This window comes from Naasia lichenicola, from assembly GCF_004801885.1.
GTDB lineage: Bacteria > Actinomycetota > Actinomycetes > Actinomycetales > Microbacteriaceae > Naasia > Naasia lichenicola.
Map to the genome: position 1 here is coordinate 671006 of NZ_SSSM01000005.1, position 24285 is coordinate 695290.

A 24285-nucleotide genomic window follows, 5' to 3' on the forward strand; every position below is an offset into this window, starting at 1 on the left:
GCGTGAGCGCTGCGCGACTCGACGGCACGGCGACCGCCGCCGCGATCAAGGCCGAGCTCCGCGAGCGGGTCGATGCGCTGCGGATCCGCGGCATCGTGCCCGGACTGGGCACGCTTCTCGTCGGCGACGACCCCGCATCGCACGCCTACGTCGCCGGCAAGCACCGCGACTGCTCCGAGGTCGGAGTGGAGTCCATCCGCGTCGACCTGCCCGGCGACGCCAGCGAGGCGGACGTCATGGCGGCCATCGATCGGCTCAATGCCGATCCCGCAGTCACCGGCTACATCGTCCAGCTCCCGCTGCCGCAGGGCATGGACGCGAACGCCGCGCTCGAGCGCATCGATCCATCCAAGGATGCGGACGGACTGCACCCCACCAACCTCGGACGCCTGGTCCTCGGCGTCGACGGCGAGCTCACGTCGCCACTGCCGTGCACCCCGGCCGGCATCGTCGAGCTGCTGCATCGGCACGGCGTGGAGCTGCCCGGCAAGCATGTCGTCGTTCTCGGCCGAGGTCTGACGGTCGGAAGGCCGCTCGGTCTGCTGCTCACCCGCAAGGGGATCGACGCGACCGTCACCCTGGCCCATTCCCGCACGCCCGACCTCGCCACGGAGGTTCGCCGCGGAGACGTCGTCGTGGCCGCCGTCGGCGTTCCGCATCTCGTCCAGGCGGACTGGATCAAGCCCGGCGCCGCCGTGCTCGACGTAGGGGTCACCCGCGTCATCGATCATGAGACCGGCAAGGCGAAGCTCACCGGCGACATCGATCCCGCGGTGGCCGAGGTGGCCGGTTGGCTCTCGCCGAATCCGGGCGGGGTGGGCCCGATGACCCGCGCCCTGCTGGTCGCCAACGTCGTCCAGGCCGCCGAACGTCAGCTCGCCGCCCGCCCTTCCTGACCAAATCAAGGACTTTCTCGCTCCGGGGCCTCCGGATCTGCATTCCTAGGTCGCTGGATTGACGAAACTCCTTGATTCGGTATGGGGTCAAGCCTGCAAGTGGTCGCCGCGCGAGATAGCGGCGAGTACTGCGTTCTCCACCTCCGGCCAGTTATCCATCACCTGGTGATACATGAACCGGAGCACGCGGTATCCGAGCGCGCTGAGCCGCGCATCCCGTCGACGATCGTTCGTCGGATCGGAGTGATGCGCGATGCTGTCGAGCTCGATGACAAGCCGCTCGCCGATGAGGCAGTCGATGTAGCCGACTCCATCGACTCTGACCTGCTGCCGCACAGGGATCCCCAGTTGCGACATCCGGTAGACGAAGAGCGATTCCGTGCCGCTGTCTGAGCGGTGAGAGGCGGTGGCCATGATCGCCCTCAGCCGTGCCGGGGCCGAGGCGGCGATGTGCGTCCAGTCGTCGAGGGAGATGCGACGGCGATTCAGTGCGGACTCCGCAACCACAAGAGCGAACTCGGCCGAATGGCACGACATGACCTGGCGGATGCATGCTTCTGCACTCACGACTACCCGTGAGCCCTTGAGATCGCGACCGGACCAGTGCACGACCACGGGCTCGTCCGGCAGCGAGGACAGACGCGTGCGGTAGCTCGTGCCCGTGCGAAGCTGCGCTGCGTTCGGCTCGACGCAGACATGGATGTTGCGCTGCGTTCCGGGAACCCAAAGGCCGAGCTCAACGGCAGCGCTGCTGCACGCCAGCTGGCCGCCGACGCGTGCTGCCTGCTGAGCCGCGATACCCAACCATGGGTTCGCGTACCAGCCTTGACGGATTCGGATCACCTCGTGGTCGGCTATCGCTCGGGCAATCGACGAGCGCGCGAAGCCGAGTGCGTGCAGTTCATGGGTTGCAATCAGGGAACCGTGAGCTTCGATGTGGCGTTGCAATGGGGTCATGCACGGCACAGTGCCGACTTCTCCAGAAGCTGAAGTCGATTGGAGGGCATCGGTGGACAAGTCGACGTCTATGTCGCCTGGTGATGACCGACCGAATCAAGGAGTTCTCGCAGGTCGGGAGCCTATTCATGCCGATCCGAGCGCGGCCGATCGAAAAACTCCTTGATTTGGTATGAAGAGCTGGGGGAGAGGGCGCGTCAGGAGCGGCCGGTGGCCAGGGTGAAGCGCACGGGCTGGCCGGGACGGAGCTGAGCCAGGGCATCGAGGGAGCCGTCGGTCACCACCGCGAGGACGGGATAGCCGCCCGTCACCGGTGCGTCGACGCCCAGGATGGTGGGGACGCCATCGGGCGAGACCTGGATCGCTCCAGGGATCATCCCCTCGCTCGGAAGCTCGCCTGTGCGCGCCCGCTCGAGCGTCGGCCCCTCGAGCCGGATGCCCGTACGGTCGGATCGGGGCGACGTGGTCCATGCCGATTCCAGCATGAGACTCCACGCGTCCGAGCTGAACCAGTCGGCACGGGGCCCGGGCCGCACCGAGATCCTCACCGGGCCGTCCGCGGGAGGGTCGACCGGCACCAGATCGATTCCAGGTACGGGCCCCTCGATGTCACCGCCGACGAGCACCCTGTCGCCTTCTGCGAGCGGAGCGGGGCCGAGCGCGGCGAGGGTGTCCCGGGATCGGGAGTCGAGCACAGGATTCGCGGCGATGCCGCCCCGGACGGCCAGATACCAGCGGATCCCGTGCTCGGCGGTTCCGATCCGAAGGGTCCGTCCGGCGGGAACGAGCGTCGGGGTGTGCGGCTCGACGGCGCCCATCGCCGTGATCGGCCCCCACGCGCCGGTCACCGCGACCCACGCATCGGAATCGAACCGGATCTCGAGGCCGCCCACGAGGACCTCCAGCACGGCGGCGCCGGAGCGATTTCCGACGAGACGGTTGGCCAGCCGGGCGGCGCCGCGATCGAAGGCTCCGGATGCTCCGACCCCGAGGTGCGCGAGTCCGGGTCGCCCGCCGTCCTGCACCAGGGTCATCGGTCCTGCGGCGACGACCTCGAACGCGTTCATCGATCGACCGCAGTGAAACGGACGAGGTCGCCCGGAGAGATGCGGGCCGGGAAGTCCTTGGTCGCATCCCAGAGCACCGCGTCGGTGCGGCCGATCAGCTGCCAGCCGCCCGGCGACTCTCGGGGGTAAACGCCGGTGAACTCGCCCGCCAGCCCGACGGAGCCCGCCGGAACGGCGGGCCGCGATGTCGAACGGCGAGGCACGACGAGCGGATCGGATGCACTCGTCAGATAGGCGAATCCTGGCGCGAAGCCGACGAACGCGCAGGTCCACTCCGTGCCGGTATGCCGAGCTATCAGCTCGTCCACGGTGATGCCGAGAAGGCGGGCCGCATCGTCGAGGTCCTCGCCGTCGTAGGTCACGGCGATCGTGACAGTGGTCGGAAGCGGACCATCGAGCTCATCCCCGGGACGGACCGACAGCAGCCAGCGTCGCGCGGCGTCCAGCGGGAGCACCTGGGGATCCACCCGCACCAGCACCGTGCGAGCGGCGGGCACCAGCTCCACGAGTCCGCGCGGGGTGCTCGCCGACAGAGCGCGGTAGGCGCCGATCGTCGCCGACAGCGAGTCGTACTCGGCGAGGACCGCGCGGTCGCCGAATGGCAGGATCCTCACGCGAATGCCTCGACGGTGGGCACGCGTCGGCGGATCGCGGTCAGCAGGGCGACCGCGTCAGGGGAGTCCCCGTGCACGCAGAGCGATCTGGCGTCCACGGGGACGATCTCGCCGGTGGATGCCTGGACGGTGCCCGTCTCGATCATCAGGACGACTCGCTCTGCGACCTCCTCGGGGTCACTCAGAACCGCGCCGGGGGACGTTCTCGGCACCAGCGTGCCGTCGGCGAGGAAGCCGCGATCGGCGAACGCCTCTGCGATGAAGGGGACTCCATGACGTCGTGCTGCCGCATCGATCGCAGAGCCGGCGAGCCCGAGCAGCGGGAGGTCGGCGGTCGCTGCAGCTCGGGCGACGGCGTCGGCCTGCTCCGGGTCGTGCGCGATCCGGTTGTAGAGGGCGCCGTGCGGCTTGAGATAGCGGACCTCGCCTCCCTCGAGGCGCGCTGCCGATCGCAGCGCCTCGATCTGCTCGAGGACCTGCTCGGCCAGCTCGTCCGGCAGGATCTCGACCGGACGCCGGCCGAAGCCCGCCCGATCCCGGTAGGAGGGGTGCGCGCCGACCGTCACGCCGTGGCTCATCGCCAGCGCGACGGCGCGGCGCATGGAATCGACGTTCCCCGCGTGGAAGCCGCAGGCGATGTTGGCGCTCGAGATCAGCGGGAAGATGCGCGCATCGTCCGGGAATCCTTCTCCGAGGTCGCAGTTGAGATCGACCATTCGCACGCAACGAGCCTAGCGACGCCGCCTCACCACGAGCCGGGGGAGTAGTCCTTGAGGAAGACGCCGAACAGATCCTCGCCCGCCTCGCCACGGACGATCGGGTCGTACACCCGGGCGGCCCCGTCGACCAGGTCGAGCGGGGCGTGGAAGCCCTCCTCGGCCAGACGCACCTTGGTGGGATGCGGCCGCTCGTCGGTGATCCAGCCGGTGTCGACGCTCGTCATCAGGATGCCGTCCGTCTCGAACAGCTCGCGGGCGCTCGTGCGGGTGAGCATGTTCACGGCGGCCTTCGCCATGTTGGTGTGCGGATGGCCGGGGCCCTTGTAGCCGCGGCCGAAGACGCCTTCCATCGCACTGACGTTGACGATGTAGGTGCGCTTCGCCGCTGAGGAGGCCAACGATCTGCGCAGCTTGGAGATCAGGATGAACGGCGCCGTCTCGTTGGCCAGCTGGACCTCGAGCATCTCGAGCGGGTCGACGGCGTCCACGCTCTGCGTCCAGGAGTTGACCGGGGCGAGATCGGGCACCAGTCCGCCGGCGTCGATCGCGGTCCCGTCGGCCAGGCGCTCGAGCGATGTCGAACCGGGCGCCATCGCCTGCGCGGTGAGGGCGTCGGCCTGCGCGGCAGCGGCCGCGAGGATCGGATGGGCGGCCACCGAGCGCTCGAGCGCCTGAGGATGGGCGTCGTTGGTGTGGCCGAACGTCTCGAGCTCGGGCAGCGGACCGTCGGGCAGGGGCGCGAGCTCGGCCTCGACCAGCTGCTGGTAGGCGCCGCGCGATCGACGCACGGTCTGCGCCGCATTGTTGATGAGGATGTCGAGCGGCCCCTGCGCGGCCACCGACTCCGCCAGCGCGATGACCTGTGCAGGATCGCGCAGGTCGATGCCGACGACGCGCAGACGGTGCAGCCAGTCGGCGGAATCGGGCAGGCTGGTGAAGCGCCGCACCGCGTCGCGCGGGAACCGTGTGGTGATCGTGGTGTGCGCTCCGTCGCGGAGGAGCCGCAGGGCGATGTACATGCCGATCTTCGCCCGCCCGCCGGTCAGCAGGGCCCGCTTGCCGGAGAGATCGGTGCGGGCGTCCCGCTTGGCGTGGCTCATCGCCGCGCAGTCGGGGCAGAGCTGGTGGTAGAAGGCGTCGACGACCGTGTACGTCGACTTGCAGATGTAGCAGGGACGGGCCTTGAGCAGCACCCCCGCGATGCGCTCGGTGGCGACGCCGGAGATCGGGATGCCGCGGGTCTCGTCGTCGATGCGGTCGGGTGCACCTGTCGCCGTGGCGGCGACGACAGCGCGGTCGCTCTGCTGGATGCGCGATCGCGTCTCGAGCCTGCGCTCCCGCTTGACCGCCTTGAACATGGCGGCTGTCGCACGGCGGACGGTGACGAAGTCCGGGTGCTCGTCATCGATCGATGCCATCGCGTCGAGCACTCGAAGGGTGATCTCGAGGTCCGCGGGGTCGATCCCGCTCGGCGTCGACGATTCCTCAGATGGCACGGAAGATTCTCTCATCTCCACGACGTGCCGTGGACGTCCGCTCGCGGACGTCCTTTCAGAGCTGGCCCGGGTAGTCCACTCGGGGAACCAGTGTCGCGGAGTCAGTGCTCGCGCTGAGCGCCCTGCGATGCGGCGACCGTGAAGGTGCCGGGTGCGGCGTAGCCGTGCTCGGCGAACGCGCCGTCGACGGCGAACTCCACCCGTGAGACCAGGTCGATGGGGGTGAGCGCGATGGCCGCCCCGCCGAATCCGCCGCCGGTCATCCGCGCGCCGATGGCGCCGGCGTTGAGCGCGGCCTCGACGGCGAGGTCCAGCTCGGGAACGGAGATCTCGAAGTCATCCCGCATGGAGCGGTGGGACGCGTCGAGCAGGTCGCCGATCGCCGTCGGACCCTGCTCGTGCAGAGTGCGGACGGTGTCGAGCACGCGCTGGTTCTCGGTGACGACGTGGCGGACGCGGCGGAAGGTCTCGTCGTCCATCAGGTCGCGGGCGCGCGGCAGGTCGGCGACCGACACATCGCGCAGGGAGACGACCTCCAGGGCCTTGGCGCCTGCCTCGCAGGACTCCCGTCGCGCCCGGTATCCGCCCGTCGCGTGCGAATGCGAGACGCCGGTGTCCATGATCATGAGGGCCAGGCCCGCTGCCTCGAAGCCGAGCGGGATGATCTCCGCGTCGAGCGACCGGCAGTCGAGGAATACGCCCTGGTCCTTCTGCCCGAGCAGGGAGGCGGACTGATCCATGATGCCGGTGGGCGCGCCGACGGCCCTGTTCTCGGCGAGCTGCCCGACCCGGGCGAGGGAGCGGCGGTCGAGGCCGGCATCCCAGAGGTCGTCGAGCGCGATGGCCACAGCGGACTCGATGGCGGCCGACGAGGAGAGCCCCGCGCCGACTGGCACGTCGGAGTCGATGTAGAGGTCGAATCCGACCTCATGGGTGCGGCCGTTCGTGAACTCGCGGAGCGCCCAGGCGACGCCGAGAGGATAGGCGGACCAGCCCGAGAGCACGTCCGGTCCCAGATCTTCGAGGGAGACCTCGACGGAGTCGTCGGCGAACGAGGTCATCACCCGCATCACGCCGTCGGTGCGGGGGCGGAGCGCGGCGTAGGTGCGCCGGTCGATCGCGAACGGGAAGACGAAGCCCTCGTTGTAGTCGGTGTGCTCGCCGATCAGGTTCACCCGGCCGGGTGCCGACCACAGGGAGTCGGCCCGCCCGCCGTACCGATCCTCGAAGCCGATCAGAGTCTCGTCGCGCAGGTCGCTCATGGCAGGGTCCTCAAATCCGTGTGATCGAGTGGGTGGTCGCGGTCCGGCTGGTCGCGGTCCTCGCCACTACAGTCTGGCCAATGCCGCTCGGATGAATGCCGCCGACTGCTCCGGAGGCACATCGCCGATCCATGCGCCCATGGCGGACTCGGACCCGGCGAGGAACTTGAGCTTCGTCTCTGCGCGACGGGGCGAGGTGATCTGCAGCATGAGCCGGATGTCGTCGCGGTGAGTGTTCACCGGCGCCTGGTGCCATGCCGAGATGTACGGCGTCGGCGTGGGATAGAGCGCGTCGATGCCCTGCAGCAGCTGCAGATAGATGCGCGACAGCTCGTCGCGCTCGTCCGTCGAGGTCGCGGCGAGGTCGGGGACGTGCCGGTTCGGCAGGAGGTGGACCTCGATGGGCCAGCGCGCGGCGAACGGCACGAACGCCGTCCAGTGCTCGCCGGAGATGAGCACCCGCTCGGATGCGCGCTCCGTCTCGAGGATCTGCGCGAACAGGTCGGGCACCTGCTCCACCGACTGGATCAGCTTGGTCGTGCGCGGGGTGATGTAGGGGTAGGAGTAGATCTGGCCGTGCGGATGGTGGAGGGTGACGCCGATCTCCTGGCCCCGGTTCTCGAACGGGAACACCTGCTGGATCCCCGCCATGGCGGATAGCGCAGCGGTCCGTTCTGCCCAGGCCTCGATCACCGTGCGGGCGCGGCTGACGGAGAGGCCGCTGAAGGAGCCCTCATGGGCGGGGGAGAAGCAGACGACCTCGCAGCGCCCGACGGAGGTGCGGGTGCGGCCGAAGCCGATCTCCGTCAGATCCGCCAGGCTCGCCGGCGCGTTCTCATCGGTCAGCAGCGGGCCGAAGGAGGGGGAGCGGTTCTCGAAGACGGCCACGTCGTAGTTGGAGGGGATCTCCGACGGGTTGGTCGGCGTCTGCGGGGCCAGCGGATCGAGCTCCGCGGGCGGAAGGAACGCCCGGTTCTGACGTGACGCGGCGATGGAGATCCACTCGCCCGTCAGCACGTCCTGCCGCATCGTGGCCGTGGCGGGACGAGGGTCCAGGATCCGAGGATCGACGGCGCGTTCTCCGGTGAGAGCGGTGTCCGCGTCGTCGAAGTAGATCAGGTCCCGACCGTCGGCGAGCGTGGTCGCCGTCGCGGTCACACCAGAAGTGAGTTCCATAGCAGGCCAACCCTATCCGCCGAGCGCACGCCGGGGTCGCGTCACTAGAGTGACCGGATGGCCGCCACCGGAGAGCAGTTCGACCTCGTTCTGAAGACGCCGGACGGCGAGGTGACCGCCACGATCGCGGAGCTCGCCGCGGGTCTGCGGGGCCTCACCGTCGACGGGGCCGAGCTCGTCTCGCGCTACCCGGACGACCGCACGCCGCCCTACGGCTCGGGCATGATCCTCGTCCCGTGGCCGAACCGGATCGCCGACGCGCAATGGATCCTCGACGGCGAGGTGCAGAAGCTCGACATCACCGAGCTGACCACGGGCAATGCGAGCCACGGACTGCTTCGGAACACCGGATACCGGGTCACCGACCGCACCGAGAGCGCGGTGACGCTCGCGGCGCCGATCTTCCCGCAGCACGGCTATCCGTTCCTCCTGCACACATCTGTGCGCTACCAGCTCGAGCCGGACGGGCTGCGGGTGATCCATGGAGTGGTGAACGACTCCGCCGTCCCCGCTCCCGTGGCGATAGGAGCCCATCCCTATATACGTGCGGGCGCGGCACCGGTCGAGAGCCTGACCGTGACCGTGGCCGCCGACAGCTACTTCGAGGTGGACGAGAAGCAGATCCCCATCGCCTCGAAGGACGTCGCGGGCAGCGACTTCGATCTCCGCACCGGTCGGGTGCTGGGAGAGGTCGCTCTCGACACCGGGTTCAGCGGGCTGCACCTGGAGGACGGCGCCTTCCGCCACCGCCTCGAATCGCCAGACGGGACTGCGGTGGAGCTGTGGGCCGATGAGGACTTCGGCTACGTGCAGGTGTTCACGCTGCCGCATTACGCCGGTCTCGACGGCCCGGAGTTCGGGGTGGCGATCGAGCCGATGACCGCACCGGCCAATGCGTTCAACTCGGGGGAGGGCCTGCGCTGGCTCCAGCCAGGCGAAGAGTGGATCGCGGCGTGGGGCGTCAGACGCCTTCGATAGTCCGAGCGGGTGTGAGGCGGGCCGGGACAGGGAAGAAGCCGGCGCCTCCTCCCCGTGAGGGAGGAGACGCCGGCTGAGGATGTCGACACGGATGTCGACGACGGACCAGACGCGAGGGATGTACCCGATCCGCCGCCGAGTCTGGATGACGGAGCCGCTGCGCTCAGTGAGCCTGTGTTCCCCCGAACACATTCCTCACCGAACGAGTGCGCGCTGAGCGCAGCGCTCCATCGACTGCGAGCCCTGACCTGGGTCAGTGGGCCTCGCAGTGGCTTCCGTAGCAGTCCACCGGGTGCGCCTTGCGCATCCGGAGGTACTTCGAGATCGCCGCGCCGGCGATGACGAGGAGCACGAGCGCCACCAGCAGATCGCCGCCGAGCGGGGCCGACGTGTTGATGCTGTTGAACGCCGCCGCGCCCTTCGTGGCCAGTCCGCTGATCGCATCGGCGATGGTCGCTGCCGGGCCGCTCGTCGTGGCGCCCGCCGTGACGGTGCCGTCGACGGTCGTCGACTCCTTGTCCGCGCTGAGCGTCGTCCCGGTCAGCGTCGAGACGGAGATCTCAGGATCGGAGCCGGTCGGGGTGCCCGTGGGGTCGCCCGAGGTGTCGGTCGGGTCGGTCGGGCTGCCGGGAGTGGCCGGCGTACCGGGCGTGCCCGGGGTGCCGGGCGTGCTCGGGGTGCCGGGGACGTCGGTCGATGTGCCACCGGTGGTCACGGAGGCGACCTTGTTCCCCGACAGCACCTTCACGTTGAGGTTGCTGACGTTCACCGGCACCGAGACGCCGGTGCCGCCGACGCTCACACCCGCGGAGACCCCGTTGGTGCCGGTCGCGGTGCCCGCCGGAGCGCTGCCCGAGAGCACCGAGACGCTGTTGCCGGTGACGTTGACGGGAACGGTGATGGTCGGAACGGTGCTCGTCGGAGCAGTCGTCGAGGTGACGCCGCCACCGGAGATGGTTCCCCCGAGTACGGAGACCGAGTTGCCGCTGACATCGACGGGGACGTTCACGTTCACAGGCAGCTGAACCCCGCCGTTGGTGAGTCCGCCGAGCAGCGAGTTGGTGTCGAGAGCGTTGGCGGCAGTCGCGCCACCGACAGTGAGCACTCCCGTGATGACGACTGTCGTCAGCACCCGTGCAGTTCTTGCGTACATGTTCTGTCTCCCCCCGAGACGTTGATGGAGCAATTGAATGCCGGAAATGAAGGCGATGTAAAGGACGGGATTTCCCGCTTTTTCCGATCTATGCACACGCATGCGCGAAACGCCGTGCAGATCACCCCCGAACAGGCGGTTTTGTCCCCTATGCAAACGCTTGTGTGCCCATAAGACGGGGGTGGGTTGATGGCTGAATAATTCGCTCCGTGAGGGTAGATCGAGCTTCAGCGGAGAGGCTGAATCGACCGAATCCGCGATTTATCGTCCCTCGAGGGCCCCATATTCCCCAAAAGGGCCCTTTGTCCGTGGATAAATCTCGACAATCAAGATGCTTTTCGTCCGTACTATGGGGGACGCGTTGTACCCCAATGCGACAGCTCATCCGCGCATGTCAGAGAGTGGATGGAGCCCGTTCCACCGACGAGCGGGGCCGGAATCGCCTCATCGAGAGTGGGTGAAATGAACGAGGCGCATTCCGCAATCCGGAATGCGCCTCGCGCTATTCGACGTGATACAGGCTCGGCGCCACGTCCTGGCTCAGTGAGCGACCACGGGCTCCGGTGCATGCGCGGGACTGTCCTGCGCCGCGGCTGCAGCAGCCGCTCGTGCGCGGGTGTCCGTCCGAGTGCGGAAGAGCAGGGCCGACATGATCGCGCCGACCGCGAAGAAGCCGGCCCCCCACCAGTAGGCGGTGGCGTAGCTGTGCACCGCGGCATCGGCGGCGACCCCCGCCGTGACCGGCAGATGCGAGGCCAGGTAGTCGGTGGCGGCCGTCGCGGCCAGCGTGTTGAGCAGTGCGGTGCCGATCGACCCGCCGACCTGCTGGCTGGTGTTGACCATGGCCGAGGCCACGCCTGCGAAGCGGCGGTCGATGCCGAGGGTCGCGGTCTGGATGGACGCGGGCATGATCGAGCCCATCGCGAAGCCGATGATCATCAGCGGCGGAAGGATGTCGGCTGCATAGGTGCTGTCGACATCGAGGTGGGTCAGGTACACCATGCCGATGACACCGAGCGTCATGCCGAACGGCACCATGATCTTCGGGCCGAAGCGGGGAACGAAGATGTTCGTGCCCAGCTGGGCGGCCAGCACGAGCATCGCGATCATCGGCAGGAAGGCGAGGCCCGTCTGGAACGCCTCGTATCCGAGCGACGCCTGGAGGTAGTAGGTGACGAACAGGAAGATGCCGAACATGCCGGCGCCGGCGATCAGCACGGAGCTGTATGCCGCACCGCGGTTGCGATCGAGGACGATCGACAGCGGGAGCAGGGGATGCGCCGCACGGCGCTGCCAGAGAACGAAGGCGACGAGGAGGACCACCGCACCGGCGAGGAAGCCCCAGGTGAGCGGGGAGTCCCAGCCTTCCGTCTCGGCGTTCGAGAATCCGTAGACCAGGCTGAACAGCGCGCCCGACACGAGGATCGTCCCAGGGACGTCGAGCTTGGGCCTCGGGCCCGTGCGGTCGATGTGGGCCACGAAGATCGCGGCGCCGATGATGGCGACGATCGCGATCGGCACGTTGATGTAGAGGTTCCAGCGCCAGTCGAAGTACTCGGTGAGGAAGCCTCCGAGCAGCAGTCCGATCGCTCCGCCCGCTCCGGCGATGGCGCCGAAGACGCCGAAGGCGCGAGCGCGCTCCTTCGGCACGGTGAAGGTCGTCGTCAGTACCGCGAGTGCGGTGGGGGCGAGCAGGGCGCCGAACGCTCCCTGGAGTGCGCGCGCGGCAACGAGGAGCTCGAAGCTGCCGGCTGCGCCGCCGAGTGCGGATGCGGCGGCGAAGCCGACCATGCCGATGATGAAGGTGCGCTTGCGTCCGATCAGGTCGGACAGGCGTCCGCCCAGGAGCAGGAGGCTGCCGAAGGCGAGGGAGTATGCGGTGACGATCCACTGGCGGTCGCCATCGGAGAATCCGAGATCATTCTGCGCTGACGGCAGCGCGATGTTCACGACGGTCGAATCGAGGACGACCATGAGCTGCGCGAGGGCGACGACTCCGAGGGTCCACCAGCGGCGGGATGGATGGGGTGCTGCGGCCTGCAGCACGGGGGAGGACTGTGACATGAGACTCACCATATCCGATACTCGCTAGTTCCGAATCGCATGAGTTCTGAATTAGACTCGTGTCGGGCGGTGAGCCCGTCTGGTCATCCGATGATGACCGCAAGCAGGAGTGCAGCAGAGGAAAGGAGATCGACGCGATGACGCTCGACCTCGAAGAGCACGTCGCCGAGGCGCCCAAGATGGGGCGCAAACGCGACCACACCCGTGACGCCGAGATCCTCGAGGCCACGATCGATGTGCTGGCTGAGACCGGCTACGACGGAATGACCATCGACATGGTCGCCGCGCGCGCCAAGGCGGGCAAGGCCACCGTGTATCGCCGGTGGGCGTCCAAGGGCGAGATGGTGATCGACGCGATCGCCTGCATGAAGCAGAGCGACGTCGACTTCTCGAATCTCCCCGACACGGGGACCCTGCGCGGCGACCTCATCGCGATGATCAAGCCGCCGACGATCGAGGACGCCGAGCGCAAGCTCCAGGTGATGGGCGGACTCGTGTCGATGCTCGCCCGGTCGCCCGAGCTGGCCGAGGCGGCACGCCTGGCGATCGTCGAGCCTCGCGCCTCGGTGAATCGCTTCCTCATCCAGCGGGCCATCGACCGCGGCGAGATCTCGCCGGACTGCGACATCGACACCATCGTGCTCGTCGGACCCTCCATGGCGGCGCATCGTGTGCTGCTGCTGCGCAAGCCCGTCGACCGCGAATTCCTCATCTCCGTCATCGACGGGGTCGTGCTTCCGGCGCTCGGCATCCGCGCGTAGCGCGCCTCCCGCCCTCGTCCTCGGGGCTCTGCCGGGTCTGACAAGCTGATCGGAAGGCGTCGCAACGGCGCCGCGTGCGCGTGCTCCTGCATGCGCGCACAACCGCACCGAGGGATCCGATGATCAAGTGGCTGCTGCTCGGTGGCGCGATCCTCCTGGAGGTCTCGGCGTCGCTGTCGCTCAAGGCGGCGCTGCTGCATCCCGGCTGGTACGTGCTCGTCGTCGTCGGCTACGCGGGTGCGTTCCTCATGCTCATCGCGGTGCTGCGCGCGGGCATGCCGATCGGAGTCGCCTACGGGATCTGGGGTGCGCTCGGGGTGGCGGTGACCGCTGTCTTCTCCACCCTCATCTTCGGCGAGCCGCTCACCGTCCTGATGATCTTCGGCATCCTGCTCGTGATCGCGGGAGTCCTGTGCGTCGAGCTCGGGTCGCATATCGGGCCGGTGCGCGACGAGCCGATCTCCGCCTCTGAGGGAGCGGCCTGATGGGCTGGGTGTTCCTCATCTCGGCGATCCTCATCGAAGTCGGGGCCTCGCTCGCGCTGCAGGCTGCGGTGAACGGCCGCAAGCCGCTCTATGCGGTCACCGTCCTCGGCTACGTCGCGGCCTTCTCGCTGCTCTCGCTCGCGCTCGGGCATGGCATGCCGCTCGGAGTGAGCTACGGCATCTGGGCGGCGACCGGCGTCGCGCTGACTGCCGTGCTCGCCCGGATCATCTTCAAGCAGCGCTTCACCTGGGTGATGTCGCTGGGCATCGCCTTGATCATCGGCGGCGTCCTGCTCATCGAACTCGGTTCGGGTCACTAGACGGCGTGATCCTGCCCGCCTGATCTCGCCCACGGGATACCCCCTGGGGGTATGGTGGTCGGGACGAAAGGGGACCCGATGACACACGATCACCACCGCACCGACGCAGCGCACGATCACGCCGGCCAGGACCACGCCGGTCACGATCACGCCGGTCACGATCACGCCGGTCACGATCAGGCCGGTCACGCTTCGGCTGACGTCACCTGGGCTGCCGCGGCACAGGCGACCCTGCACTGCCTCACCGGGTGCGCCATCGGCGAGGTGCTCGGCATGGTTCTCGGCACCTCCCTCGGCCTGCACAACGCCGGGACGGTGATCCTGTCGATCGTGCTGGCCTTCGTCTTCGGCTACGCCCTCACGATGCGCTCCGTGCTCAAGGCCGGCCTGGCGCTCGGCGCCGCCTTCTCGGTCGCGCTCGCCGCCGACACCGTCTCGATCGCGGTCATGGAGATCATCGACAACACGGCGATGGTGCTCATCCCCGGTGCGATGGATGCCGGCATCGCCCAGCCGCTGTTCTGGATCTCGCTCGCCGGATCGCTCGCGCTCGCCTTCCTGGTCACGACTCCGGTGAACCGCTTCCTCATGTCCCGCGGACGCGGTCACGCGGTGGTGCACGAGTACCACCAGCACTGACGGGCGCGAGCTCCAACGCGGTAGGGCATCCGCGAGCTGCCCACTTCTGCTGCCTGAAACGCGTTCCGAGCAGCAGAACTGGGCAGCTCGTTGGGGCTTCTCACATTCCCTAGGCTCATCGAGTGACCGAGCGCGAACTGGCCGAGTCGGGTCGCCGCCCCGCGCGTGCCGAGGGGCGCAGCCTCGACCGGCGCATCCTCGCGCTCGCCGTGCCCGCGCTCGGAGCGCTCATCGCCGAGCCGCTCTTCCTCATCGTCGACTCAGCGCTCGTCGGGCATCTCGGCGTCACGCCGCTCGCAGGGCTGGGCATCGCATCGGCGATCCTGCAGACGATCGTCGGGCTGATGGTCTTCCTCGCCTACTCCACGACACCCGCCGTCGCGCGCCGCCTCGGTGCGGGTGACGCGATGGGTGCGGTCTCGGTGGGCATCGACGGCGTGTGGCTGGCGCTCGCCATCGGGGCGGTGCTGGGAATAGCCGGATGGCTGGGAACCCCTGCGCTCGTCGGCGCCTTCGGGGCGGCTCCGGCAGTGGCGGACGCAGCAGGAACGTATCTGGCGATCGCGATGGCCGGCCTGCCGGCGATGCTGGTGGTGTTCGCCGCGACGGGCCTGCTGCGGGGAATTCAGGACACGGTGACGCCGCTCTGGATCGCCGGCGTCGGCTTCGCTGTCAACGCCGGCCTCAACTGGCTGTTCGTCTACCCGTTCGGCTGGGGGATCGCCGGGTCGGCGCTCGGCACGGTCGTCGCGCAGTGGGGGATGGTGCTCGCCTACGGGATCGTCGTCGGCCGCATCGCGGCCAGGCACTCCGCATCCATCCGACCTCGCCGCGATGGGCTGCGGGGCTCCGCGCGCGCCGGCGGCTGGCTGCTCGTGAGGACGCTCAGCCTGCGGATCGCCCTGCTGGCGACGGTCGCCGTGGCGACCGCCCTCGGGCCCCATGAGCTGGCCGGATATCAGGTGGTCTTCACCATCTTCTCGGCAGCGGCCTTCGCCTTGGACGCCTTGGCGATCGCGGCCCAGGCTCTGGTCGGCAGAGGGCTCGGAGCGGGTGACGCGGAGGAGGTCAGGCACGTCCTTTGGCGCGTGCTCGCATGGGGCGCGGTCTTCGGAGTCGCGGTCGGAGCCGTCATCGGTGCCCTGTCGGGCGTCATCGGGCTCGGCTTCACGGGCGACTCCGAGCTCGCGCGGCTCATGCAGCCGGCCCTGATCGTGCTCGCCGTCGCCCAGCCGGTCGCGGGAGTGGTCTTCGTCCTCGATGGAGTGCTGATCGGTGCGGGTGACGCGCGCTATCTGGCGATCACGGGAGCCATCAACCTGGCCGTGTTCCTTCCCCTGCTGATAGCGGTGGACCTCATCGGACCGGTCGGTGCCGAAGGCCTGGCCTGGCTCGCCGCGGCGTTCTTCGGCGGCTACCTACTCGCCCGGATGACCACCCTCGGTCTGCGCATCCGCGGCTCAGCGTGGATGGTGTCGGGGGAGTCCGACGCACGCTGAGCGCGAGACGGTTCGCGCTACCCTGGTCCGGCGGGCCTCTAGCTCAGTCGGTAGAGCAGCGGACTTTTAATCCGCGGGTCGTGGGTTCGAGCCCCACGGGGCCCACTCGTCGGATCGCCTGCGCGGATCGCGGCGCCGCCATCCCTTATAGCGCTGCCGATCGGCCGCTCATGCCTCCTCCGCCTCGACGGCTCGATCGTCATCCGCGCCGGTCTCGAGGACCCGCGCCACGATGAACGTCACGAATACGGGCAGGTAGAGCAGGAGCGAGAGAAGCGAGCTAAGGAAGGCGATTCCCACGCTGATCGCCGCGATCAGCAGCGTCGCCGCGGAGATACGAGCATGCCGCCGCATCCACGCCACGTCGTCGACGGACTTCAGCAGGCGCGGATGACGAGCGAGGTATAGGTCCATGCCGAGCCACGGGACGCTGATGACCACGGTGACGAGCGCGAACACGACGAGAGCCGCGATCTGATCGTCTCTCCCGCCGTCCTTCAGCGCCTCGGAGAGGAGGGCGGTCGGCCAGGGGACGAGCGACGCGCCGAGGAGGACCGCCAGATTCAGCAGCATCACGATCGGATCGGCGTACCTGATCCGCGACACGGCCTCGCTGTGGTTCAGCCACACCGTGCCGATGGTGAGGAATGCGGTGAGATACGCGAGATAGGTCGGCCAGTCGGCCAGCAGCTCCTCGGGCGACTGCGCTTCCTTGGGGAGCAGGTCGAGCACCAGCAGCGTGAGCACGATGGCGAGCACCGCATCGCTGAACGCTTCGAGCCGGCTGGTTCTCTGCGGGAGTCGAGCGATCGCCATGCCCGAGTCTGGCAGACGCGCGCTCGGGTGCGCGAGGGTCGTCAGGCTCTGCGGCCTGTGATCACTCTCAACAGGAATGCGATCGCGGCGAGGATGAGCAGGACGAGTCCCACCCACAGCAGGAAGGACAGCGACTGCTGGACTCCTCCGACGACGAGCAGCACGATCGCGACGACGGCGATGATCACGAGCAGCAGATTCATGATCTGTCCTTTCTGTTCAGCGCTCTCGCACGCTGTCGGGCCGCCGTCTCTCAGGACGACGAGGAACGACCGCGGCTCTGACGGATTCCGCCGAACACCGCGGTCACGAGGAACAGCACGACGCCGATGATCAGCAGCCAGAACAGGCCCTTGATGACGGCGCCGAGGATTGCGAGCACGACCCAGATGACGAGCAGCGCAATGATGACCTTCATGCCTCCACGCTAGCGAGGCTCAGCTGCTGTCCGGAGTCATTCCAGAGATCTCTCAGACGGCTGCTCGCTCCGGCCGGCGACGGGGACAGGCGACGTAAACTCTTCGGATGCCAGAGCGATTCTCCAAGCCGGTCAAGTTCGCGGGCTACCAGTTCGAGTCGATCCAGGGCGGAGAGGACCCCGCCGCCATCAGCCGCCTCGCCCACGAGACGGCCGCAGCCCTGGTGGCCCGCGTGCGGAAGGATCCCGACCCCGCGATCGTCGAGCGCCTCGTGCGGTTCACCGACGAGAACGGCATCGACGCCATCGCGGAGCTCTGGTCGCGAGCAACCCCGCACAGCCTCCCCGGCACGCTCTGGCGGATCTACCTGGTGCGATCTATGATCCGGGCCGATGCCGAATCGGTCGCCCTCTTCTACCAGCGCGGCAGCGTCGTCGGCACCATCGACCCCGTCGTCGCCGGCGCCCCTGATCCGGCAGGGCCGGCCGAAATCCTCGAGCTAGCCGATCAGATCCTGCGCGGCGTCTTCGTCGGCGACCTCGCGACCGCCCTCGATCGAGCGGCGGCGTTCTGCCGCGTCGCTGCGTCCGGATGCACCAGCCTCGCCGACGATCTCGAGGGCACCGAACCCGACCGGTCCACGGAGCTGACACGACGCGCGCTGCGTCTGAGTCAGACCGCAGCGGACCTGACAGCCTCCTCCAAGCTCGAGCGCGAAGGTGGTTTAGACTAGCTCCGCCGGGCCGCGATAACCCCGGGCTCCAAATTTCGCCGCCTTGAGCGGCCTTTTGCCGAGAGGCGTTCATTCGCGGTCCGGCGCTCATCCTCTGAGTGGTGAGCAACTGCGCTGTCCCCGCCTGTGTTGTCCCCGCCTGTGCTGTCCCCAAGAATGGGGACATCCGTCCAATCCGGTCCGTGCAGGACTCCGAACGCCATTCAAGGAGCCTCGCCGGCTTCGCACCGTCGACGTGCTGGTTCTCGCGCCATCCCAGAAGTACGCCGGTGGAATGGATTCGGTGAGGCTCCCTCTCAATCTCGCCCGGCGCCGTCGGACATCCACGGCGCCTATCCGCGCCCCCATGCCCATGTCTCTGCGGCTGTTCCATGCATCGTCTGGGATGCTGGTGCTCGTGGCTGAATCCAATCCCGGCGACTCACCGTCTGTCGAGGTAGAAACTCGCGAGTCCCTGCTCGCCCGTGTCGCCCAGGGCGACAAGGCCGCCTTCAGCGATCTCTACGACCAGACGGCGCCCCGCGTACTCGGCCTCATCCGACGCGTGCTCATCGATCACGCCCAGTCCGAAGAGGTCACTCAGGAAGTTTTCCTGGAGATATGGCAATCCGCTTCGCGTTATGAACCGAATAAAGGGGGAGCGACAACCTGGATTCTGACCATGGCCCATAGGCGGGCCATCGACAGGATCCGCGCATCGCAGTCCTCACGGGACCGCGATATGAAGATCGGCGTTCGGGATTACGACCCGGGAGTCGACGATGTCGCCGAAAGCGTCGAGATCCGCATCGAGAACGAAAGGGTGAAGAAGGCCATGCAGCAGCTGACCGAATTGCAGCGTCAAGCCATCACCCTCGCGTTCTACGAGGGGTACACCCACAGCGAGGTCTCGACCATCCTGCACGTGCCGATCGGCACGGTGAAGACACGACTGCGTGACGGAATGATCCGGCTGCGCGACGCGATGGGGGTGACCTCGTGACGCGCGATGAATTCGATGCCGCCAACTCGACGGGGGCGTATGCCCTCGGTGCACTGAGCGCTGAGGACCGGCTGCTGTTCGAAGACGAGCTCGCGGGATCGGAGGAGCTCCGTGCAGAAGTCGCCGGTCTCGTCGACACCGCCGCCGTCCTGGCCATGGCGACCCCGCCGATCGACCCGCCACCCGCACTGAAGTCGAACATCATGGCGATGCTCGACTCCACTCCACAGCTTCCGGCTCAGCCGGCCGAAGACGTCCTGCAGTCGATCGACGCCGCGCGTTTCTCGTCGAGCGCGCCGACCGCTGCCGACGCCACGATCTCGTCGTTCGCCGACCACCAGCCCACCAGGCGCAGCGGCCGAGGAGCTCGACGCAGTCGCATTCGTCCGCTGACCGCCCTGCTCGCGTCCGCAGCTGCCGTCGCCCTTTTCGTCGGCGGCGCGTTCGCCGGGGGACTCCTCGGCACCATCGGCAGCGAGCGTCAGTCCGACCAGTTCGCCGCGCTCAACGCCGCATCGGACGTCACCCGTGAGGTGACACCGCTGCAGAGTGGCGGCACGGCCACGCTGGTCTCCTCCGACGAGCTCGGAGCGTCCGCCATCGTGCTGAACGATGCAGGCGACCTCACTGATGACGAGGTCTACCAGCTCTGGTACCTGCACGACCAGAAGGTCACCAGTGCCGGCATCGTCGATCCCGACGGGCCGCAGACCTACGCGGTGCTCGACGGCGCATTCGACCCCGATTACGCCGTGGCGATGACGGTGGAGCCCGCAGGCGGATCGGAACAGCCGACCGGCATCCCCGTGCTGCTCAGCGGCGCCTGACCTTTCGGCTCGATCACCTTCCTGCAACAGCCACAGCGGCACCGCACAGCAGGTCCCACCCGAACCGCAGAAGGCCCCTCCGAATACGGAGGGGCCTTCTGCATGTCCGTCGGCGGCCGTCGTTGCGGGGCCGTCGGCGTGCGGATCAGCCGAAGCGGCCGCTGACGTAGTCCTCGGTGGCCTGGATGGTCGGCTTGGAGAAGATGGTGGCGGTGTCGTTGTACTCGATGAGCTTGCCGGGCTTGCCGGTTCCCGCGATGTTGAAGAACGCCGTCTTGTCGGAGACGCGGCTGGCCTGCTGCATGTTGTGGGTCACGATCACGATCGTGTACTCCTGCTTGAGCTCCTCGATCAGGTCCTCGATCGCGAGGGTCGAGATCGGGTCGAGCGCGGAGCACGGCTCGTCCATCAGGACGACGTCGGGGGAGACGGCGATCGCGCGTGCGATGCAGAGGCGCTGCTGCTGTCCACCGGACAGTCCCGATCCGGGCAGGTTGAGGCGGTCCTTGACCTCGTTCCAGAGGTTGGCGCCACGCAGCGACTTCTCGACGAGGTCGTCGGCGTCGGTCTTGCTGATCCGCTTGTTGTTGAGCTTGACGCCGGCGAGGACGTTGTCGCGGATCGACATGGTCGGGAACGGGTTCGGGCGCTGGAAGACCATGCCCACCTGGCGGCGGACGAGCACCGGGTCGACGCCGGGGCCGTAGAGGTTGTTGCCGTCGATCAGCACCTCGCCCTCGACGCGGGCCTTCGGGATGACCTCGTGCATGCGGTTCAGCGTGCGGAGGAAGGTCGACTTCCCGCATCCCGACGGGCCGATGAAGGCGGTGACGGTGCGAGGCTCGATGGTGAGGTTGACGTCCTCGACCGCGCGGAACTTGTCGTAGTAGACGTTGAGGTTGTTGACTTCGATGCGCTTGGACACGGGTGCTCTCTCTGGGCGGCGGGACGCGGACTGCGGGCGGGCCGCGGTCAGCGGGCGATCTTGGGCGCGAAGAAGCGCGCGATGAGGCGGGCGATGAGGTTCAGCAGCATGACGATCACGATGAGCGTCAGGGCGCCGGCCCACGCACGGTCGAGGAATGCCTGCACGTCGCTGCCCGGGTTGGCGTACTGGGTGTAGACGAACACCGGGAGCGTCATCATCCGCTCGTCGAACAGGTTGTAGTTGACGCTCTGGGTGAACCCGGCGATGAGCAGAAGAGGCGCGGTCTCGCCGATGACGCGGGAGATCGACAGCATGACGCCGGTGATGATGCCGGCGACCGAGGTCGGAAGGACGACCTTGACCACGGTCAGCCAACGCGGCACTCCCAGAGCGAACGAGGCCTCGCGCAGCTCGTTCGGCACGAGCTTGAGCATCTCCTCGCAGGAGCGGACGACGACGGGGATCATCAGCACCGAGAGTGCGACCGCGCCGCCGAAGCCGAAGCGGATCCCCGGCTGGTCGAGGATGAGCGAGAAGAAGGCGAAGGCGAACAGGCCGGCGACGATGGAGGGGATGCCCGTCATCACGTCGACCAGGAAGGTGATCGCCTGGGCGAGGCGGCCGCGGCCGTACTCGACCAGGTAGATGGCGGTGAGCAGTCCGATCGGGACGGACATCAGGGTGGCCATGCCGGTGATCTCGAGGGTTCCGATGATGGCGTGGATGGCGCCGCCGGGAGCGTCGCCCACCACGTTGCGCATCGAGTTGTTGAAGAAGGTGACGTCGAAGCGCGCAGCGCCCGAGATCACGGCGGTGGAGACCAGCGAGACGAGCGGCAGCAGGGCCACGATGAACGCCGTGGTGACCAGCGCCGCCATCAGGCGGTCGGTGGCCTTGCGGGCGCCTTCGACGATCCTCGACGCGACGTAGATGATCGCGGCGTAGAGCAGGGTGCCGAAGAAGACGGTGCCCACGAGGTTGAAGTCCTCGGTGATGCCCGCGAGCACGAGGATCGTGAAGAGGCCGCCGACGACGATCCAGCTGATCACGAGGAGCCAGATCGGCGAGAAGCGAGGAAGCTGGCCCGCGGTCAGCGACGCGCGCTGGCCGAGGGAGACGGAAGTGGTGGAGGCCATCAGTTCGCTCCGGAGAAGGCCTTGCGGCGGTTGATCGCGTAGCGCGCGAGGGCGTTGACCGCGAAGGTGATCACGAAGAGGACGAGGCCGGTGGCGATGAGGACGTTGACGTTCACGCCCGCGGCCTCCGGGAAGTTCAGGGCGATGTTCGCCGCGATCGTCGTGGGGTTCTGCGACTGCAGGAGCACGAACGAGATCACCGCGGCGGGGGAGAGCACCATGGCGACGGCCATCGTCTCGCCCAGCGCGCGGCCGAGGCCGAGCATCGACGCCGAGATGATGCCGGGGCGACCGAACGGCAGCACGGCGGTCCGGATCATCTCCCAGCGGGTGGCGCCGAGGGCGAGCGCTGCCTCCTCGTGCAGGCGCGGGGTCTGCAGGAAGACCTCCCGGCACAGAGCGGTGATGATCGGAAGGATCATGACCGCGAGCACGATGGCCACCGTGAGGATCGTGCGGCCGGTGCCCGACACGGGCCCGGAGAAGAGCGGGATCCAGCCGAGGTTGGTGGCGAGCCACTCGTAGCCGGGGCGGACGAACGGTGCGAGCACCTTGATGCCCCAGAGTCCGAAGACGACCGAGGGCACGGCGGCGAGCAGGTCGATCAGGTAGCCGAGGCCCTGCGCGAGTCGCCGCGGCGCGTAGTGCGAGATGAACAGGGCGATGCCGATGGCGATGGGCAGCGCGATGGCGAGGGCGATGACGGCGGCCCAGAGGGTGCCGAAGACGAGCGGGCCGACGTAGGCCCAGAAGCTGGCGGGTGCGCCCTTGATGTCGGCCGGATCGGCGATGAGGGCGGGGATGCTCTGCGCGATGAGGAAGATCGCGACGGCGGCGAGGACGACGACGATGATCCAGCCGGCGGTGACTGTCGAGCCGGAGAAGAGGATGTCGCCGAGGCGCTTCTTCGCCTTGATCTCGCCCGTCGGGGTGGGGGCTGCGGATGCGGTCATGCGGGCTGTGGCCATCCTCATTCTGGAGCGGTGACGCGAGGGCAGTGCGGGTGCGGGCTGCTGGGGGAGCGGGCTGCCGGTGGGCGGTACTGCGGGCGATACAGGTGATGCGGGCGGTGCGCGTGAAGCAGGAATGGCGGGCCGGGCGCTGAGATCATCTCAGCATGCCCGGCCCGCCGTCCGGAACTGCCTGTCAGGACACGGTCTCCAGTGCGGCGGCGACCTTCGCGGACAGGTCGTCCGAGAGGGGCGCGGAGCCGGCGGCGTCGGCCGCTGCGGACTGGCCGTCTGCGCTCGTGATGTAGCCGATGTAGGCCTTCACCAGTGCTGCGGCGTCAGCGTCGGCGTACGTCTGGCAGACGATCGAGTACGACACCAGCACCAGCGGGTAGTGGGTCGGGTCGGTCGTCTTGCGGTCCAGAGCGATCGCGAGGTCGTTGGCGTCGCGGCCCTCGACGAGCGGCGAGTCGTTGACGACGGCGGCTGCTGCCTCAGCGGTGTAGCCGACGAACTCGTCGCCGACCTTGATCTTGGCGGTGCCCAGCGAGCCGGCCTTGGACGCGTCGGCGTAGCCGATGGCGTTCGAGCCGTTGGTCACTGCATCGACCACGCCGGAGGTGCCCTGCGCGCCCTCGCCGCCGAAGGCTGCGGGGAATGCGTCGGCGGCCTTCTCGGTCCAGATGTCCGAAGCGGTCTTGCCCAGGTAGTCGGTGAAGTTCTTCGTGGTGCCCGAGTCATCGGAACGGTGCACGGCGGTGATCGTCGCGGACGGGAGCGTGACGCCCTCGTTGAGCGCGGCGATGGCCGGGTCGTTCCAGGTGGTGATCGTGCCGTTGAAGATGCTCGCGAGGGTGGTCGGGTCGAGGTTGAGCTCGTCGACGCCCTCCACGTTGAAGATGACCGCGATCGGGGAGATGTAGGTCGGCAGGTCGATGGCCTTGGAGTCGGGCGCGCAGGCGGCGAACTCGCCGGCCAGCTCGTCGTCGCTCAGAGCCGAGTCGCTGCCCGCCCATGCGACGCCACCCGCGATGAAGGCTGTGCGGCCCGCGCCGGAGCCGGCGGGGTCGTAGTTGATGGTGACCTCGGGGTTGGCCGTCTGGAACGCGGCCTGCCAGGCCTCCTGGGCGCTGCCCTGAGCGGATGAGCCGGAGCCGGAGATGGTGCCGGAGAGAGTGGAGGCGGACGCCGTGCTGTCGGAGTCGCCGTCGCTCGCTGCGGGGGTCTCGTTGGCGGCGCACGCGCTGAGCGCGAGGACGCCGGCGAGGGTGAGGCCGATGAGCCCCGCTGAACGCTTCGAAATCAAGTGATTGCCCTTCATGGTGATTGCGGGTCGGCATTCCGCGCAGGATTGCGGCGCCGCGATGCACGCTAAAGGCCGCAAGTGGACAGACTCGTGCCGCAGGGT

General features: G+C 68.2%; 26 protein-coding genes and 1 tRNA gene. 11 read left to right on the plus strand and 16 right to left on the minus strand.

The window, feature by feature from the left end; translation table 11 throughout:
• The first annotated feature begins 2 nt into the window (after positions 1-2).
• Positions 3-896 (plus strand): bifunctional methylenetetrahydrofolate dehydrogenase/methenyltetrahydrofolate cyclohydrolase, encoded by an 894-nt coding sequence (locus E6C64_RS14100; protein ID WP_136428119.1) that lies wholly within the window; start codon positions 3-5, stop codon positions 894-896.
• 87 nt (positions 897-983) lie between these two features.
• Here the strand turns inward: E6C64_RS14100 and E6C64_RS14105 are convergent, their stop codons facing one another.
• From E6C64_RS14105 to galT, 7 genes are all read right to left on the minus strand, one after another.
• Entirely contained in the window at positions 984-1913 is a 930-nt protein-coding gene (locus tag E6C64_RS14105; protein ID WP_136428120.1) for an endonuclease domain-containing protein, read from the minus strand.
• 137 nt (positions 1914-2050) lie between these two features.
• Entirely contained in the window at positions 2051-2920 is an 870-nt protein-coding gene (locus tag E6C64_RS19460; protein ID WP_136428121.1) for a 5-oxoprolinase subunit C family protein, read from the minus strand.
• Positions 2917-3534 (minus strand): 5-oxoprolinase subunit B family protein, encoded by a 618-nt coding sequence (locus E6C64_RS19465; RefSeq protein WP_233255631.1) that lies wholly within the window; start codon positions 3532-3534, stop codon positions 2917-2919. Before E6C64_RS19465 ends, E6C64_RS19460 begins: the two co-directional genes overlap by 4 nt.
• Positions 3531-4250, minus strand: coding sequence for a 5-oxoprolinase subunit PxpA (locus E6C64_RS14120; protein ID WP_199241072.1), 720 nt, complete (start codon positions 4248-4250; stop codon positions 3531-3533). Before E6C64_RS14120 ends, E6C64_RS19465 begins: the two co-directional genes overlap by 4 nt.
• A 29-nt stretch (positions 4251-4279) precedes the next feature.
• Entirely contained in the window at positions 4280-5764 is a 1485-nt protein-coding gene (locus tag E6C64_RS14125) for an SDR family NAD(P)-dependent oxidoreductase (RefSeq protein WP_136428124.1), read from the minus strand.
• A gap of 86 nt (positions 5765-5850) precedes the next feature.
• The gene (gene galK, locus E6C64_RS14130) at positions 5851-7011 is read right to left on the minus strand and encodes a galactokinase (RefSeq protein WP_136428125.1); all 1161 of its coding nucleotides are present in this window, start codon (positions 7009-7011) and stop codon (positions 5851-5853) included.
• Between the two features lie 66 nt (positions 7012-7077).
• Positions 7078-8187, minus strand: a complete 1110-nt coding sequence (galT, locus tag E6C64_RS14135) for a galactose-1-phosphate uridylyltransferase (protein ID WP_136428126.1) — start codon at positions 8185-8187, stop codon at positions 7078-7080.
• Positions 8188-8244: 57 nt separating this feature from the next.
• On the opposite strand from galT, the gene E6C64_RS14140 reads away from it, so the two are divergent.
• The gene (locus E6C64_RS14140; protein ID WP_136428127.1) at positions 8245-9165 is read left to right on the plus strand and encodes an aldose 1-epimerase family protein; all 921 of its coding nucleotides are present in this window, start codon (positions 8245-8247) and stop codon (positions 9163-9165) included.
• A 253-nt stretch (positions 9166-9418) separates the two neighbouring features.
• Here the strand turns inward: E6C64_RS14140 and E6C64_RS14145 are convergent, their stop codons facing one another.
• Positions 9419-10318 (minus strand): hypothetical protein, encoded by a 900-nt coding sequence (locus E6C64_RS14145; protein ID WP_136428128.1) that lies wholly within the window; start codon positions 10316-10318, stop codon positions 9419-9421.
• 540 nt (positions 10319-10858) lie between these two features.
• The gene (locus tag E6C64_RS14150; protein ID WP_233255632.1) at positions 10859-12382 is read right to left on the minus strand and encodes an MFS transporter; all 1524 of its coding nucleotides are present in this window, start codon (positions 12380-12382) and stop codon (positions 10859-10861) included.
• Between the two features lie 137 nt (positions 12383-12519).
• Here E6C64_RS14150 and E6C64_RS14155 point away from each other — a divergent pair, with 137 nt between their 5' ends.
• From E6C64_RS14155 to E6C64_RS14180, 6 genes are all read left to right on the plus strand, one after another.
• Positions 12520-13143: a TetR/AcrR family transcriptional regulator gene (locus E6C64_RS14155; protein WP_199241040.1), complete on the plus strand. Its 624-nt coding sequence runs from the start codon at positions 12520-12522 to the stop codon at positions 13141-13143.
• 119 nt (positions 13144-13262) lie between these two features.
• A complete protein-coding gene (locus E6C64_RS14160) occupies positions 13263-13628 on the plus strand; it encodes a DMT family transporter (protein WP_136428130.1) in 366 nt (121 codons plus the stop codon).
• On the plus strand, positions 13628-13948 hold the full coding sequence (locus E6C64_RS14165) for a DMT family transporter (protein WP_136428131.1): 321 nt from the start codon (positions 13628-13630) through the stop codon (positions 13946-13948). Before E6C64_RS14160 ends, E6C64_RS14165 begins: the two co-directional genes overlap by 1 nt.
• Before the next feature lie 78 nt (positions 13949-14026).
• Positions 14027-14587, plus strand: a complete 561-nt coding sequence (locus tag E6C64_RS14170; RefSeq protein WP_136428132.1) for a DUF4396 domain-containing protein — start codon at positions 14027-14029, stop codon at positions 14585-14587.
• Between the two features lie 122 nt (positions 14588-14709).
• Positions 14710-16086, plus strand: a complete 1377-nt coding sequence (locus tag E6C64_RS14175; RefSeq protein ID WP_233255633.1) for an MATE family efflux transporter — start codon at positions 14710-14712, stop codon at positions 16084-16086.
• Between the two features lie 32 nt (positions 16087-16118).
• Positions 16119-16191, plus strand: a tRNA-Lys gene (locus E6C64_RS14180).
• A gap of 63 nt (positions 16192-16254) precedes the next feature.
• Here the strand turns inward: E6C64_RS14180 and E6C64_RS14185 are convergent.
• Genes E6C64_RS14185 through E6C64_RS19260 form a run of 3 tightly spaced genes read right to left on the minus strand, consistent with a single transcriptional unit; the run spans position 16255 to position 17320 of the window.
• Positions 16255-16902, minus strand: coding sequence for a TMEM175 family protein (locus tag E6C64_RS14185; protein ID WP_136428133.1), 648 nt, complete (start codon positions 16900-16902; stop codon positions 16255-16257).
• Positions 16903-16943: 41 nt separating this feature from the next.
• Positions 16944-17105 (minus strand): hypothetical protein, encoded by a 162-nt coding sequence (locus E6C64_RS19255; RefSeq protein ID WP_199241041.1) that lies wholly within the window; start codon positions 17103-17105, stop codon positions 16944-16946.
• Between the two features lie 50 nt (positions 17106-17155).
• Positions 17156-17320 carry a hypothetical protein gene (locus E6C64_RS19260; RefSeq protein ID WP_199241042.1) on the minus strand — a complete coding sequence of 55 codons (165 nt, stop codon included), beginning with the start codon at positions 17318-17320 and terminating at the stop codon, positions 17156-17158.
• Positions 17321-17427: 107 nt separating this feature from the next.
• Between E6C64_RS19260 and E6C64_RS14190 the strand changes: the two genes are divergently transcribed.
• From E6C64_RS14190 to E6C64_RS14200, 3 genes are all read left to right on the plus strand, one after another.
• Positions 17428-18054: a DNA-directed RNA polymerase subunit beta gene (locus E6C64_RS14190; RefSeq protein ID WP_136428134.1), complete on the plus strand. Its 627-nt coding sequence runs from the start codon at positions 17428-17430 to the stop codon at positions 18052-18054.
• 385 nt (positions 18055-18439) lie between these two features.
• A complete protein-coding gene (locus E6C64_RS14195) occupies positions 18440-19036 on the plus strand; it encodes a sigma-70 family RNA polymerase sigma factor (protein WP_136428135.1) in 597 nt (198 codons plus the stop codon).
• Positions 19033-19863 carry an anti-sigma factor gene (locus tag E6C64_RS14200; protein WP_136428136.1) on the plus strand — a complete coding sequence of 277 codons (831 nt, stop codon included), beginning with the start codon at positions 19033-19035 and terminating at the stop codon, positions 19861-19863. Before E6C64_RS14195 ends, E6C64_RS14200 begins: the two co-directional genes overlap by 4 nt.
• A 145-nt stretch (positions 19864-20008) precedes the next feature.
• Here E6C64_RS14200 and pstB read toward each other — a convergent pair whose 3' ends face one another.
• The 4 genes from pstB to pstS all read right to left on the minus strand — a co-directional run bounded on the left by pstB (position 20009) and on the right by pstS (position 24198).
• Complete coding sequence (gene pstB, locus E6C64_RS14205) at positions 20009-20788, minus strand: phosphate ABC transporter ATP-binding protein PstB (protein WP_136428137.1); 780 nt, start codon at positions 20786-20788, stop codon at positions 20009-20011.
• A gap of 47 nt (positions 20789-20835) precedes the next feature.
• On the minus strand, positions 20836-21927 hold the full coding sequence (gene pstA / locus E6C64_RS14210) for a phosphate ABC transporter permease PstA (RefSeq protein ID WP_136428138.1): 1092 nt from the start codon (positions 21925-21927) through the stop codon (positions 20836-20838).
• The gene (pstC, locus tag E6C64_RS14215) at positions 21927-22880 is read right to left on the minus strand and encodes a phosphate ABC transporter permease subunit PstC (protein WP_136428716.1); all 954 of its coding nucleotides are present in this window, start codon (positions 22878-22880) and stop codon (positions 21927-21929) included. The genes pstA and pstC overlap by 1 nt, the downstream gene beginning before the upstream one ends.
• Positions 22881-23073: 193 nt before the next feature.
• Positions 23074-24198, minus strand: a complete 1125-nt coding sequence (gene pstS / locus E6C64_RS14220; protein WP_136428139.1) for a phosphate ABC transporter substrate-binding protein PstS — start codon at positions 24196-24198, stop codon at positions 23074-23076.
• Positions 24199-24285: the final 87 nt, after the last annotated feature.